Genomic DNA, 13,672 nt, shown 5'->3' on the forward strand with positions numbered 1-13,672 from the left:
CGGAAGGCTCACCCCCGATCACGTTCAGCCACGCCGTCGAGAACCCTTACCCCGACGGCGCTTCACCATGTCTGCCCCGCGCCCCAAGGCCAGCCCTCCCGGCGGCATGAACCACCGGCAACGCTTCACCCCGCAGCGCCCAGAGGCCCGGACTCCCCACAGCACAACAGCCAGCCCGCACCGCCGCCACCGGCGGCACGGCAAAGCACCAACCCGGCACCGCTGACGACCCGGCACTGCCGAAGGCCTGGCACTGCCGAAGGACTGGCACTGCCGAAGGACTGGCACTGCTGGAGGTCTGGCACTGCTGGAGGTCTGGCACTGCTGGAGGCCTGGCGCTGCTGGAGGCCTGGCACTGCTGGGGCCTTGCACTGCTGTAGGCCTGGCACTGCCGAAGGCCTGGCGCCGCTGTAGGCCTGGCACTGCCGAAGGCCTGGCGCCGCTGGAGGTCTGGCACTGCCGAAGGCCTGGCACCGCTGGAGGCCTGGCGCCGCTGGAGGCCTGGCACCGCTGGAGGCCTGGCACTGCTGGAGGCCTGGCATGCGCAGAGCATGCGGCCGCGCGAAGGCTGTGGAAGGCCGCGTAGCAGAAGACTCGGCACCCATGAGAGGGGCGACGATGCAGGTGTTGTGGAAGCAGTAGAGCCGGCTGAAGTAGGAGCGGCGCCGGGTGGGTGGCAAGGGCCAGCGGCGGGAGGTCCACGGTGCCAGCGTCTTTGCCTCACTGCCCTGATGCAGAGATGTAGGTGCCGCGAGAGTAGTGGGTGGAGGCCGGTGGAAGCAGCGAGAGTTGGCGGCGGGGTGGTCCACAGCGCCTGCATTTCTGGCTCATTGCGGAAATCAAGGAACTCAGAATCGCTATCAGCGACGTGGTCGAAACCTATTGTCCCGAAATGCTTGACCGCGCGGGCGGCCGCTGGGGCGACGGTGCCACGGTCCTGATCGCCGCAGGCGACAACCCGGACCGGCTACGCAATGAAGCCGCCTTCGGCACCGCCACCGTTACGGATGGCGGTGGCTCGGTCCGAGAAGGTGGAGTGGGTTGGCTCGGCGGCTGGGGCGACGAGGTCGAGCTGCGGACAGCAGCAACCGACGCCGGCGAAAGCATGCTCGACGGGGGCTTTCCTATGTATGCCAACAATTGCTGGGGCAGCGTTGCGGGTGGGTTAGTGGGGGGCGGGGGAGTGGGTTAGGAGGATGAGGGTGTCTAGGAGGCGGTGGCAGTCGAGCTCGGTGAGGGGCTTGTTTGCGGCTGCGGCCATGGTGGCCATGGCGGTGAGGCAGTTTTCGGTGGTGGTGGTTAAGGGTTGACCGGTGGTGGTGGACAGGTTGGCCATTTCGGCGCGGAAGCGGGGGAGTTTGGCGAATTGGGTTAGTGGGTCGGGTAGGGACGGTGGGGGTGCGGTGGGGGAGGGCGAGTCCTCGTCGAGGTGGACTCGCAGGTGTGCGCCGAGGGCTTGGGCGAGGGAGGTTAGCGCGGCGAGTGTGGGGTTGCCTCGTCCGTTTTCCAGGTTGGCGATGTAGGGCACGGAGAGGCCCGCGTCGGCGGCGACGGAGGCGATGGTGCGGCCGGCGGCCGTGCGTTTCATGCGAAGGCGGCGACCCAGCTCGTCAGCGGCATGTATTTCCACGGAACACATCTTGTCATAGGTTCTGCTGACAGAATAGTCTCGCCGGGGTGAGGAACGCAGATTTTCGTCGCCTGTGGACGGCCAATACCGTGTCGGCGCTTGGGACCTGGTTGCTGGTTATCGCGGTGCCGGTTTACGTCTTCGAGAGCACGGGGTCGACGCTGGCCACAAGTATGGCGCTGGCTATCGAGGCGGCACCGGCGCTGCTGGTCGGGCCGTGGGCCGGGGTGTTCGTGGACCGGTGGGATCGGCGTGTGGTGATGGCGGCGGCGAGCGTAGCGAGCGCCGCCGGAATAGCGTTCCTGCTGATCGGGGGGCTCGCGTTCGTCTACCTCGGGTTGTTGGCGGAAAGCGTGGCGGCCGTCTTCCTCCGGCCCGCGGGGCGTGCTCTTTTGCCAGCCATCGTGGGTACCGGAAAAGAACTGGCCCAAGCGAATGCCTTGAGCGCCTTCACGTTCGGCGTAATCCGGGTGACCGGACCGGTGGCCGGTGTGCTGACGTATGTCCAAGGTGGACTGAAGCTGGTGGTGGCGCTGGACATGGCGAGCTACCTGATCGCGGCCGCCGTGGTGATGAGGATCAGGAGCGGGGCCAAGGCGCGGGAACCCGTGCCGCATCATGTGTTGGCCGAACTGGTCGAAGGCGTGCGCCATGTGCGCAAGAGCCCGCTCACGCGAAGCCTGGTGGTGACCAACTGGGTGTTCTGGACGGGCAACGCCGGGCTCACCGCACTTCTGGTGCCGTTCCTGGTGCACCGGTTGGGAGTGGACGGCTCGAAGCTCGGCTACCTCATCACCGGGTTGGGGGTGGGCTGCGTGGTGGGGGCGCTCGTCAGCCGTCCCTTGCTGGGTCTGGCCCCGCGAAACGTGCTTGTGGCGGCGGGGACGGCGACCGGCGTGTGCTTCCTGGTCATGTTCAACGCGGCCACGTTGCAGGTTGCCGTCATCGCCGCCTTCGCCAGCGGCGTGCCGGGAACGGTTCTGGCCGCGACGATCCAGCATGCGGTACAGGTGAATGTGGCCGATGAGCTGCTGGGCCGGGTGGGTGCGGCGTTCGGGGTCAGCGATGCCGCGGCGGCGTTGCTGGGCGCGCTTTTCGCGGCGGTGATGGCCCCGGCGCTCGGGCTCGCGGTCACGCTGAACGTCTTCAGCGCCGCGGTGTTGCTCACCGGGGTCAGCGCGCTGGCCGTTCCTGCCCCTAGCATTGTCGTGCATGCCGACAGTGCGGGTTGACGAGCATGAGCTAGCCGATTGGTGCCAACGCCATCTGGGCAGCCGCGTGGCCGAGGTTCTCTTCGCGGTGCAGCACCTTTCCGCGGTGCGCGGGGTGCGGCTCGAAGATGGCCGGTCGGTGGTGGTGAAGGTGCGTGCGGATTCGGCGAGGCTGACGGCGTGCGCCGCTGTGCAGCGTCACCTGTTCCGGGCCGGGTTTGCCTGCCCGGAGCCGCTGGCCGGGCCGCTGCCGTTGGGCGGCTTCGCGGCGAGCGCGGAGGTCCTCGTACCCGACGGAGAAATCGCGACACTAGAAAACGACACGGTGTCCAGGCACGCGCGCCTCCTGGCCGATCTGGTGCGGCTTGCGCCACCGGCCGCTGGGGTCGGGAATCTGTCTCCTGCGCCGCCGTGGGTGGCCTGGGACCATGGCGAGCTAGGGCTTTGGCCAGCGGCCGACGATCGCGACGAGGACCTCAATGCGGTGCAGACGGCACCGTGGCTCGATGAGGTGGCATTGGCGGTTCGCCGGCGGCTGGAAATGTTCGATGGTGGGGAAAAGATTGTCGGCCATGGAGATTTCGAGGCGCAGAACATCCGCTGGCACGGCCCGGCTGGTGGCGGCGAGCCGCTGGCGGTGCACGATTGGGACAGTGTGATCGCCACGTCCGAGCCGCTGCTGGCCGGGTTTGCCGCAGCGGTGTGGCCGGCCGGGATGAAGGGTTTCGCGCAGGCGACGGTGCCGCAGACCGAAGCCTTTCTTGGGGCGTATCAGCGCGCACGTGGGATTAGCTGGAGCGACGATGCGCTCGGGGCGGCTTGGGCTGCGGGCCTGTGGGTGCTGGCATTCAACGCGAAGAAGGCGAGCATCGACGGAGTCGAGTCGCTGTCCCAGAGCGAGGCCGCTGAGCGGCTGACCAGGGGCGGCTCGTGAAGTGGTCAGACTTGACCGCAGCGCATATGCTCGCTGGTCGATCGCCTCTAACGACGTCGACGACAAAAGGAGAGGCCAGTGCGTTTTGCAAGACTGCTCGTGCCCATTGCCCTGACCAGCGTGGTGCTTGCCGGTTGTGTCAACACCAAGGACCCAAGTGGCGGCGCGGCGCCCACCACCGTGGCGGACAACGGGGTGAAGGACCTCCCGGTCGCCGAGATCGTGGCCAAGGCGGCCGCGGCCACCGATGCCGCCGGCTCCTATCGGGTCAAAGGGGAGGTCACGCAGGATGGCCGCAAGCTCAGCGTCGATGCGCAGATCAAGAGCAAGGACGTCTCCGGCACCGTCACCATGACCCAGGGCGCGGCCAAGGTGCGGCGAGTTGGGACGAGCCTGTATCTCCAGGCCGACCCGGCGCTGTGGGGGATCTTCGCCGGTCCAGCCGCGGAGACGATCGCCACCCTCTTCAAAGGCAAGTGGGTCAAGACCTCGACCGCGACCAAGGAGTTCGCCGAGTTGGCCACCATCGGCGATGTCACGCAGATGGTGCAGACCTACGGGACGAGCACCATCACCAAAGGCGAGCTGAAGACGGTCAACGGAATGCGCGTCATTGAGCTGAAGGAAGCCTCGGGAGGGTCGATCTTCGTGGCCACCACGGGTGAGCCCTACATCGTGCGGGTGGAGCTGAAGGACGGCGCGCTGGACGTCTCCGAGTTCGGTGCGAAGTTTGATGACATAGTGGCACCGCCCGCCGACCAGGTGGTTGACCTGTCGGGCCTCATGGGAATGGGGAAGTAGCCGGGTCAGCCGACCCGGCCGGTGACACAGGTCAGTGGCAGCCCGCGACGGCCGGTGGCGCGGTGGCGGGCGGTGGTGAAGCCGTGCCCTTTGAGGGTCGCCTCGGCCTTGTCGAGGATGGTTTTGGCGATCGACGGCTTCGGCGGCTCGTGAAACACGTAGAGCGTGCCCTGGTGAGCCAGCAGACTCTTCACCCGTTCGATCTGGCCCGGCCCTGTCCCGAGCCAAAACAGGCTCACGTTGACCGCGAACACCTTGTCGAAGCCGCCGCTCGGCAGGTCGGCCGCGTCCAGGTCGGCGGCGACGAACTCGGCGCGGCCGGCCGCGATGTGGTTGGCGTTGCGCTGGCTGGCCAGCCGCACCATGCTCGCTGACCGGTCGATCGCGGTCACCTGCCCGGTGGTGAGCCTTTCGCAGATCAGGGAGACGGCTATCCCGTGACCGCATCCGATCTCCAGCACGCGATCTCGCGGCCCGATCGCCATCGTGTCCACGGCCCACTGTTGGCGCTCCGGTGTCACACCCACGGGGTCAAAATCTACATTCCCGAACGCGCAAACATCGCATAGGCTCGCCTAAATGTCTATCGATGCACTCAACCTGGTTATCTATGGCCATGAATACCGTGACTGCTACATCGACATAGCGCAACGAGTAGCCTTCGGGACATGGATCCGGTAAAGGCGAGTAAGAGGCTTGCCTACGTGCTCCGGCACGGCCCAGATAGCATCGGCATCACGCTGAGCCCCGATGGCTGGGTAGATATCGATGTTCTACTCAAAGCCATGGCGAGCCACGGTTTGCGCCTGGACCGCGATCAGCTGATGGCGGTGGTCGGGGGAAGCGACAAGCAGCGGTTCGCGGTGCAGGAGAACAGAATCCGCGCAAACCAAGGCCATTCCGTCGAGGTTGAGCTCGGCTACGCGCCATGCGCGCCTCCCGAGGTGCTCTACCACGGCACGGCTTCGCGCAACCTGAGCTCGATCTTCGCCAAGGGGCTGGTCCGGGGCGACCGCCATCACGTCCACCTGTCACCCGATATGGATACCGCCCGCAAAGCCGGTGCACGCCATGGCTTTCCAGTCGTTCTTCAGATCAACACCAAAGACATGCTTTCCGTCGGGTACCAGTTCTTCGTGAGCGACAACGGTGTGTGGCTCACCGCCGAAGTCCCGCCTGAGTTCCTCATTACGCTCGAGACATAGGTGCGCTAGGTTGCGCTGGTGTCCACTTTCAACATCCGCCAAGGCGCGCTTGGCCTCGTGATCGGTTTGGCCGGTCACGGCATCGCCTTCCTCTTCGGCTTCCTCGCCGGGCAGCTGGTCGAGCCATCGCAGGGTGGCGGGTTCGAGGACATCGCCGCCGTCGCCCTGATCTTCCTGGGCGTCGAGGCGCTGCTCGGCGTGGCCGCTGTCATCGCGACCGTGATGCTGGCCCGGCGCGGCAAACGCGACCTGGGTTTCGGCGTGCTGGCCGGCTGGCTCGTCGGGGTGATCGGCGTGCTGGTGCTGTTGCGCGCGTGACACAGCCGGGGCTGAACCGGAGCGCGGCCACCGGCGTGTAACAGAAAAGAAGGAGGCCGGAGCCGAGGTGACCGACGAGGACGTGGATCTGCTGCGAGCCCTGCATCAGGAGCACGGCGATGCGCTGTTCGCCCATGCCCTGCGGTTGACCCATGGCGATCGGCAACGAGCTGAGGACCTGGTTCAAGAGACTCTCGTCCGCGCTTGGCAACAATCGCACCTGATGGATCCGAAGTACGGTCCGGTGAGGGCGTGGTTGTTCACCGTCGCGCGGAATCTGGCGATCGACGCGTGGCGTCGCCGCACGGCCCGGGTCGGGGAGATCATCACCGATGACCTGCCCGAGCCACTGTCCGAAGTGGACGAAGCGGAACGCGCGGTGGAGGCGTGGACGATCGCGGAAGCGCTCGCGAAGCTCTCGCCTGCCCATCGCGAAGTCCTGATCGAATGCTTCTATCAGGGCCGGTCGGTAGCCGAAGCCGCAGCCAGACTGGGGATTCCCCCCGGAACGGTCAAGTCGCGCACACACTACGCCTTGCAGTCGCTGAGATTAGTGCTCGCTGAGATGGGGGTGATCCGATGAGCTGCGAATTTGTCCAAAACGACGGCGCCTACGTCCTCGGAGCCCTCGCTCCCGCTGAGCGCGCCGACTATGAGCAACATCTGGCCACCTGCGTCTGCTGCCGTGAGGCGGTCGCCTCGATCGCGGTGCTGCCCGGCCTGTTGCGGCGACTGACGCCGCTGCAGACCCAGGAGCCGTTGCCGTCGACCATCGACCGGCTGCCCAAACTCGTGCACAGCCTGGGCATCATCCGCGCCAAGCAGCGCCACCGGCAGCGGTGGCAGGTCTTCGGCTCGGCCATGGTCGCGGCCGGCCTCGTGCTCGCGGTGGCGCTCGGGGTGATGAGCCTGCGCCCGTCCGACACCACGCCGCCGTTCACCATGCCCTCACCGACCGGGCCGGTGATGATCCCGATGACCCAGGTCGTCGTGGACACGGCGGTGACCGCGGAGGTCGGGCTGACCGAGACCCGCGGCGGGGTGGTGGTGGTCATGCACTGCGCCTATCCGCTCAGCAGCGGGCACACCAAGCCTTACACCTTCCGGCTTTTCGCCCTCGGCACCGATGGCGTGGCCGAGCAGCTCGGCTCCTGGATGGCCGGGCCCGGCGACGATGTGATCATGAGCGGGATGAGCCGCTACGACCTGGCCGACCTGGTCCGGCTCGAGCTGCGGGGCCGCGACGGCACCACAGTCCTCGCCTACGACCTGGCTTGACGGCTTGGCCGCCATGTGAGGGCGATACTTGAGCGATGAGCGTCGAGTGGCTGGTCTTTTTGCAGATCGCGGTGGCCGCGGTGCTCGGGGCGGCGATCGGGCTGGAGCGGGAGCTTAGCGCTCAGCCGGCTGGGTTGCGTACCCATATGCTGGTTTGTCTGGGAGCGGCGCTGTTCACTCTCGCCGGGGTCGGTTACGACGGCAGTGACCCGACGCGCATTGCCGCCCAGGTCGTCACCGGCATCGGCTTTCTCGGCGGTGGTGCCATTCTTCGCGAGGGCGCGACCGTGCGCGGGCTCACCACGGCCGCCTCGCTGTGGGTGACCGCGGCCATCGGGCTCGCCGTTGGTCTGCAACGGTGGTCGGCCGCAGTGGTGGCGACGGTGGTCGGCCTGGCGACGCTAGCCATTGTCAAGTTCTGCGAACGCTCGTACCTGCCGCGGCGGCGCATCCTCGAGATTGTCCTCACCCTCGAATCCGATGCCCCGCTTGACCAGGTCGAGCGGGAGGCGCGGGGGATTCTGCCGCGCAGCCGGGTGCTGCGGGTCTCCTACGACCTCGGCGGGCAGTCGCTGGTGCTGACCGCCCAGCCGCAGAACGGAACCCCGCTCACCTCCATCGGGGAACGGCTGCGCCTGTTGCCCGGTGTGCAGGGCGTGGAGATCAGCCGGTGACCCTGACCTTCTGTTCGTGGGCGCTACTCGATCGGGCCACCGGCGAAATCAGCGGCTCGCCCGACTTCGACGTCGCGTTGACCACCACCCAATCGATGATCAAGAGCTGGATAGTCGCCGACTTCCTGCGGCACCACGATCCCACCGCGGCCGAGCTGGAGCTGGGTGTCGCGGCCATCGTCGACAGTGATGACAACGCCACGGAAACCCTCTACCTCGCCGCGGGTGCGGACGCCTCGATCGCCCGGCTGATCGCCGCTTGCGATCTCACCGAAACTGTTGCCACACCTGGCTGGTGGAGCATGACCGCGATGTCCGCCCGCGACGCCTGCCGGATGGGGCTGGCGCTGCTCGACGGGCGCGCCGCCGGTCCGCAGTGGACCCCGTTCGTCCTGGAGCAGATGCGCTCGGTGCGGGGCTCGTGCGCCGAGCACGACCAGCACGAAACCACCGGCGGCGGGCGCTGGGGCATCATCGATGGCCTGCCGGCGCCCGCCGGGGTCGCCATCAAGAACGGCTGGACGAGGATGTCCGACGGTGAGTGGGACGTGAATTGCCTTGCCCTGCACGAGAAATGGGTGCTCGCCATCCTCATGGGCTATCCCGCCGGCCTGCCCCTGCAGCTGGCCGCCGACCACGCCCGCACCCTGACCGCCGCCCTCCACGCCGCCGGCCGCCTGCCCTAGCCCCTGTTACGCGCCAGGCGGAGGCGCTACGCGGACGCGGCGGCGAGGCGGGCCAGGTCGGCGTCGGTGAGGGCGAGGGTGGCCATCGACAGGATCTCGTTGAGCTGCACCACGTTGCGCGCGCTGGCAATCGGGGCCGCGACGGTGGGCTGGGCGGCGAGCCAGGCGAGCGCCACCGCGCCGGGCGTGCTCTGGTGTTGCGCCGCAACCGCGTCGAGCGCCTCCAGAACGGTCAGGCCACGCTCGTCGAGGTACTCGCGGGCCTTGGCCGAGCGCGGGCTGGCGTTGTCGGTGGACTCGGGGCGGTACTTGCCGGTGAGGAAGCCGCGGGCGAGGCCGAAGAACGGCACGCACGACAGCCCTTGTGCGGCAACGGTTTCGGCCAGCTCACCCTCGTACTTGGCCCGATCGACCAGGTTGTAGTGGGGCTGGAGCGCGGCGTAGCGGGCGAAGCCTTCGCGGTCGGCGAGGTCGAGCGCTTCGGTGAGCCGTGCGGCGGTGAAGTTGGACGCGCCCAGGTGACGCACCTTGCCGGCCTTGACCAGAGCGGTGAACCCTTCGAGCGTCTGATGCAGCGGGGTGCTCTGGTCATCGATGTGGGCGTAATAGAGATCGATTCGGTCGGTACCCAGACGGCGCAATGAATCCTCGGCCGCCTTGCGGATCGTGTCGGGCGTGAGGGTCTGCAGTCCGGAGAGCATCCCCACCTTGGTCGCGATGATCATCTGGTCGCGGTTACCGCGTGCCGCCATCCAGCGGCCGATGATCGTCTCGGACTCGCCGCCCTTACCGGCCCACGCCGAGTAGACGTCGGCTGTGTCGATGAAGTTGCCGCCCGCCTCCGCGTAGGCGTCGAGTACGGCGAACGACTGCTCCTCGTCGGCTGTCCAGCCGAACACGTTGCCCCCGAGGCAGAGGGGGTACACGTCGAAATCCGCGATGCGTTTCATGGGAGGCGAGAGTACCTTGATCGCCATGGGGTCCCACGTTGAGAAGGCAATCGAGCTGCTCTGTGCTAACTATGTCTTCCCGGACAAAGCTGCCACCGCGGCCCAAAGGATCCAGCAGCGCCTGGCCGAAGGCGCCTATGACGGCATGTCAGAGGCGGAGCTGGCGGAAAGCCTGACAGCGGAACTGTTCGAGGTCTGCGCCGACCGGCATCTGCGGGTGCGGGTCAGGTCGGCCGAGCTGCAGGCGGGCGGGGTGACCGAGGAAGCCGCGCTGGCCGCCTGGCGGGAATACCTGCGCAGCACCAACTACCGCATCGCCCGGGTGGAGCGGCTCGACGGAAACGTGGGCTACCTCGACCTGCGCGGCGTCCCCAGCTCGGCCGACGGCGGCCGGGCCATCGCCGCGGCGATGGAGCTGGTGTCGCAGACCGAAGCGCTGATCATCGATCTGCGTAAGAACCGCGGCGGGGCGGCCGATGGGGTCATCTTCTGGTGCAGCTATTTCTTTCCCGACGACGAGACCCACCTCAACAGCATCTACTTCGCCGCCACCAAGCAGACACGGCAATATTGGAGTCTGGCCTGGGTTCCCGGCGAGCGTTACCTCGACAAGCCGGTCTATGTGCTGACAAGTGACATGACGTTCTCGGCGGGCGAGGAGCTCTGTTACAACCTGCAGGCGCAGAAACGGGCTGTCCTCATTGGAGAGACAACGCGCGGCGGGGCTCACCCGACGGACAGCTTTCCGCTCAGCGACACGCTCGAAATCACGGTGCCGACGGCGCGTTCCATCAATCCGGTGACCGGGACCAACTGGGAAGGCGTCGGCGTCAAGCCGGACATCGAGGTGCCTTCGGAGGAGGCGTTCCTGATCGCCTATCAGACGGCGCTCGACCACATCGTCGAGACCAGCCAGTCGGCTTCGATCCGGGAAGAGGCTCAGCTGACGCGGTCGGGCCTGGTGTAGACGTTCATTGACTCGCCGCGCAGGAAACCCACCAGGGTGATCCCCGCCTCTGCGGCCAGATCGACCGCGAGCGTGCTCGGCGCGGAAACCGCGGCCAGCACGGGCGCGCCGGCCACCCAGGCCTTCTGGGTCAGCTCGAAGCTGGCCCGCCCGGAGACGAGGATCACGTGACCGGCCAGCGGCACCTCGCCGCGCTGCAGCAGGGTTCCGATGGCCTTGTCGAAGGCGTTGTGCCGGCCGACGTCCTCGCGGACCAGGACGAGGTCACCGGCGGCGGTGAACACCCCCGCCGCGTGGGAGCCGCCGGTACGGGCGAAGCCGCGCTGGGCCTGCCTCAGCTTGTCCGGCAACAAACTGAGCGTGGCGGCCCGCACGGTCACCGGATCGGCGGACACGTCGTGATGCGAATGCACCTTCACCGAGTCGATGCTTGCCTTCCCGCACACCCCGCACGAGCTTGTCGTGTAGAAGTTGCGCGACTCGATGGCATAGTGCTGGCGCAGCACGACTTCGGCCACGTTCGGGTCGTCCACGCAAAGCTTCGCGCTCGCCACCTCGCTCACATCGCGAATGATCCCCTCGGTGTAGAGGAACCCGAGCGCCAGCTCCAGCTCGCTGCCGGGGGTGCGCATGGTGACCGCGATGGACTGTCCATTGACCCGGATCTCCAGCGGCTCCTCGACGACAAGAGTGTCCGGGGGTTTGCCGAAGACCGGCCGGCGCGCGTAGGAGGTCGTCATTTCGGCTCCAACCTGACGATGATTTGCTTGGAGGTAGGGGTGTTTGAGCCGTGCGCGGTGGAGTCCAGCGGGACGAGCACATTCGCCTCGGGGAAGTAGGTGGCGGCGCAGCCGGGCACGGTCGGGTAGGCGACCACCCGGAACCCCGGGGCGCGCCGCTGTTCGCCCTTCCACTCCGATACCAGGTCGACGAAGGAGCCGTCGGCGATGCCAAGCTCGGCCAGGTCGTCCGGATTGACGAAGACGACCTTTCTTTCGTTTTTGATTCCCCGGTACCGGTCGTCGAGCCCGTAGATGGTGGTGTTGTATTGATCGTGGCTGCGTACGGTCTGCAGCAGCAGCCGTCCCGGCGGAACCTCGATCGAGGTCAGCGGGCTGGCCGTGAAGCGGGCCTTGCCATCGCGGGTGGGGAAGCTGCGGCTGTCCCGCGGCCCCTGGGCGAGGGTGAACCCGTGGACCACCCGCTCTTCGAAGCGCTCGAATCCGGGGATGACCTCCGCGATGACCGCGCGGATCGTCCGATAGTCGGTGCGGTAGGCGCTCCAGTCCAGGCCCAGCAAGGCTTCGGCGAGCCCGCAGACGATGGCGACCTCCGAGCGCAGGTCGGGTGAAGCCGCGGGCAGCCTTCCCTGTGAGGCATGCACGTTGGACATGGAGTCCTCGACCGTGACGAACCCGGCCGGGTCATGCTCTGTGCGCCCAAGGCAGGGCAGGATGAGCGAAGTCTGGCCCGGCGGCGAGATCACATGTGAGCGGTTGAGCTTGGTCGAGATGTGCACGGCCAGCGTGCAGTTGCCCATGGCGGCCTCGGTCACCTCGGTGTCCGGGGTAGCCGCGGCGAAGTTGCCGCCGAGGCCGACAAAGACCGTCGCCCGGCCGTCCCGCATGGCGCGGATCGCCTCGACGGTGTCATAGCCCCGTTTCGGCGGGACCTCGATCTTCAGCCGGCCGGCCCAGGCCGGGACCTCGTGGTAGATCCCCATCGTCCGATCGCCCTGGACATTCGAGTGGCCGCGCACCGGGCACAGCCCCGCGCCGGGCTTGCCCACCATGCCCCGCAACAGCTGCACATTGACGATCTCCTGAATCGTCGCCACCGCGTCGCGTCCCTGGGTCAGCCCCATCGCCCAGCACACGACCGTGGCCTCGCTGTCGGCGAACATCCGCGCGGCCGCCTCAATCAGCTCCCACCGCAACCCGGTGGCCCGCACCACCTCCGCCATCACCTCGCCCGCTGGGGAAGGGCTGGCGGCCGCGTCTGCTGCTGCCGTGATGAGGGCGCTGATGCTGGGGTTGGTGCGCCACGCGGCGAAGCCAGAGGTGTGGGTGGAGATGAAGTCGTGGTCGACGGCCTGCCAGGCGGTCAGCAGGGCGCCGATGGCTTGGAAGAGGGCCAGGTCGCCGCCGACGCGGATGGGCAGATGCAGGTCGGAGAGCTGGGTGCCCTTGCCGACCAGACCGGCGGCCCGCTGCGGGTTCTTGAAGCGCATCAGGCCCGCTTCGGGCAGCGGGTTGATCGAGATGATCTTTGCGCCGTGTTGTTTGGCGGTCTCCAGGGCGGCCAGCATGCGCGGGTGATTGGTGCCCGGGTTCTGTCCAACCACGACGATCAACTTGGCCGAGTGCACGTCGTTGAGGGTGACCGTGCCCTTGCCGACGCCGATGGTGGCCGACAGCGCCATCCCGGAGGACTCGTGGCACATGTTGCTGCAGTCGGGCAGGTTGTTCGTGCCGTATGAGCGGACCAGCAGCTGGTACAGGAAGGCGGCCTCGTTGGAGGTGCGGCCGGACGTGTAGAAGATGGCCTCGTCCGGGTGGATCGCGTTCAGGTGACCGGCCGCCAGCGAGAACGCCTCGGCCCAGGAAATTGGCACATAGTGGTCGGAGTCGGGCCGCTTGACGACCGGGGTGGTGAGCCGGCCCTGCTTGCCGAGCCAGAACTCCGGCTGCCTCGCGAGCTCGGAGACCGGGTGATCGGCGAAGAATGCCGGGGTGATGCGGCTTCGCGTGGCCTCCTCGGCCACCGCCTTCGCGCCGTTCTCGCAGAACTCGAAATGCGAGCGCTTTTCCGCTTCCGGCCAGGCGCATCCGGGGCAGTCGAACCCGCCGGCCTGGTTCACCTTCAGGAGCGTGCGGCCTGCCCTCAGTACCCCCATTTGAGAAATCGCAGCCGACAGACCATGCGTAATCCCTGGTAGCCCGGCTGCTGATGCTTTGGGTCCCTGCTCGCCCATGCGCCAAGAGTGCCACACGGCTAGCCTGTCGAGGTCATTCATGT

At 67.3% G+C, this 13,672-nt stretch carries 16 protein-coding genes; 11 read left to right on the forward strand and 5 right to left on the reverse strand.

The window, feature by feature from the left end:
- Positions 1–892: 892 nt before the first annotated feature.
- Positions 893–1,192, forward strand: coding sequence for a hypothetical protein (locus Rhe02_RS43770; protein ID WP_203914452.1), 300 nt, complete (start codon positions 893–895; stop codon positions 1,190–1,192).
- Here Rhe02_RS43770 and Rhe02_RS43775 read toward each other — a convergent pair.
- Positions 1,166–1,630 (reverse strand): helix-turn-helix domain-containing protein, encoded by a 465-nt coding sequence (locus tag Rhe02_RS43775; protein ID WP_203914453.1) that lies wholly within the window; start codon positions 1,628–1,630, stop codon positions 1,166–1,168. The genes Rhe02_RS43770 and Rhe02_RS43775 overlap by 27 nt on opposite strands.
- A gap of 47 nt (positions 1,631–1,677) precedes the next feature.
- Between Rhe02_RS43775 and Rhe02_RS43780 the strand changes: the two genes are divergently transcribed.
- The 3 genes from Rhe02_RS43780 to Rhe02_RS43790 all read left to right on the forward strand — a co-directional run bounded on the left by Rhe02_RS43780 (position 1,678) and on the right by Rhe02_RS43790 (position 4,576).
- Entirely contained in the window at positions 1,678–2,862 is a 1,185-nt protein-coding gene (locus Rhe02_RS43780) for an MFS transporter (RefSeq protein WP_203914454.1), read from the forward strand.
- Complete coding sequence (locus tag Rhe02_RS43785; protein ID WP_203914455.1) at positions 2,843–3,775, forward strand: aminoglycoside phosphotransferase/kinase family protein; 933 nt, start codon at positions 2,843–2,845, stop codon at positions 3,773–3,775. The genes Rhe02_RS43780 and Rhe02_RS43785 overlap by 20 nt, the downstream gene beginning before the upstream one ends.
- Before the next feature lie 78 nt (positions 3,776–3,853).
- Positions 3,854–4,576 carry a hypothetical protein gene (locus Rhe02_RS43790; RefSeq protein WP_203914456.1) on the forward strand — a complete coding sequence of 241 codons (723 nt, stop codon included), beginning with the start codon at positions 3,854–3,856 and terminating at the stop codon, positions 4,574–4,576.
- Between the two features lie 5 nt (positions 4,577–4,581).
- Here the strand turns inward: Rhe02_RS43790 and Rhe02_RS43795 are convergent, their stop codons facing one another.
- Positions 4,582–5,103, reverse strand: a complete 522-nt coding sequence (locus Rhe02_RS43795) for a class I SAM-dependent methyltransferase (RefSeq protein ID WP_203914457.1) — start codon at positions 5,101–5,103, stop codon at positions 4,582–4,584.
- Positions 5,104–5,244: 141 nt separating this feature from the next.
- On the opposite strand from Rhe02_RS43795, the gene Rhe02_RS43800 reads away from it, so the two are divergent.
- The 6 genes from Rhe02_RS43800 (at position 5,245) to Rhe02_RS43825 (ending at position 8,737) form a co-directional block, all read left to right on the forward strand.
- Complete coding sequence (locus tag Rhe02_RS43800; RefSeq protein ID WP_203914458.1) at positions 5,245–5,781, forward strand: RNA 2'-phosphotransferase; 537 nt, start codon at positions 5,245–5,247, stop codon at positions 5,779–5,781.
- Positions 5,782–5,799: 18 nt separating this feature from the next.
- On the forward strand, positions 5,800–6,099 hold the full coding sequence (locus Rhe02_RS43805; RefSeq protein ID WP_203914459.1) for a hypothetical protein: 300 nt from the start codon (positions 5,800–5,802) through the stop codon (positions 6,097–6,099).
- Between the two features lie 67 nt (positions 6,100–6,166).
- Positions 6,167–6,682: a sigma-70 family RNA polymerase sigma factor gene (locus tag Rhe02_RS43810; protein ID WP_203914460.1), complete on the forward strand. Its 516-nt coding sequence runs from the start codon at positions 6,167–6,169 to the stop codon at positions 6,680–6,682.
- The gene (locus tag Rhe02_RS43815) at positions 6,679–7,377 is read left to right on the forward strand and encodes an anti-sigma factor family protein (protein ID WP_203914461.1); all 699 of its coding nucleotides are present in this window, start codon (positions 6,679–6,681) and stop codon (positions 7,375–7,377) included. The genes Rhe02_RS43810 and Rhe02_RS43815 overlap by 4 nt, the downstream gene beginning before the upstream one ends.
- Before the next feature lie 35 nt (positions 7,378–7,412).
- Positions 7,413–8,051, forward strand: a complete 639-nt coding sequence (locus Rhe02_RS43820) for an MgtC/SapB family protein (RefSeq protein ID WP_203914462.1) — start codon at positions 7,413–7,415, stop codon at positions 8,049–8,051.
- The gene (locus Rhe02_RS43825; RefSeq protein ID WP_203914463.1) at positions 8,048–8,737 is read left to right on the forward strand and encodes a serine hydrolase; all 690 of its coding nucleotides are present in this window, start codon (positions 8,048–8,050) and stop codon (positions 8,735–8,737) included. Before Rhe02_RS43820 ends, Rhe02_RS43825 begins: the two co-directional genes overlap by 4 nt.
- Before the next feature lie 26 nt (positions 8,738–8,763).
- Here Rhe02_RS43825 and Rhe02_RS43830 read toward each other — a convergent pair whose 3' ends face one another.
- Positions 8,764–9,687, reverse strand: coding sequence for an aldo/keto reductase (locus Rhe02_RS43830; protein ID WP_203914464.1), 924 nt, complete (start codon positions 9,685–9,687; stop codon positions 8,764–8,766).
- Between the two features lie 25 nt (positions 9,688–9,712).
- Here Rhe02_RS43830 and Rhe02_RS43835 point away from each other — a divergent pair, with 25 nt between their 5' ends.
- A complete protein-coding gene (locus Rhe02_RS43835) occupies positions 9,713–10,654 on the forward strand; it encodes a S41 family peptidase (RefSeq protein ID WP_203914465.1) in 942 nt (313 codons plus the stop codon).
- On the opposite strand, the gene fdhD is transcribed toward Rhe02_RS43835, so the two are convergent.
- Entirely contained in the window at positions 10,627–11,394 is a 768-nt protein-coding gene (fdhD, locus tag Rhe02_RS43840; protein ID WP_203914466.1) for a formate dehydrogenase accessory sulfurtransferase FdhD, read from the reverse strand. The genes Rhe02_RS43835 and fdhD overlap by 28 nt on opposite strands.
- Complete coding sequence (locus tag Rhe02_RS43845; protein WP_203914467.1) at positions 11,391–13,670, reverse strand: FdhF/YdeP family oxidoreductase; 2,280 nt, start codon at positions 13,668–13,670, stop codon at positions 11,391–11,393. Before Rhe02_RS43845 ends, fdhD begins: the two co-directional genes overlap by 4 nt.
- Between the last annotated feature and the right edge of the window lie 2 nt (positions 13,671–13,672).

Origin of the sequence: Rhizocola hellebori (assembly GCF_016862955.1) — a bacterium.
Classification (GTDB): Bacteria; Actinomycetota; Actinomycetes; order Mycobacteriales; family Micromonosporaceae; genus Rhizocola; species Rhizocola hellebori.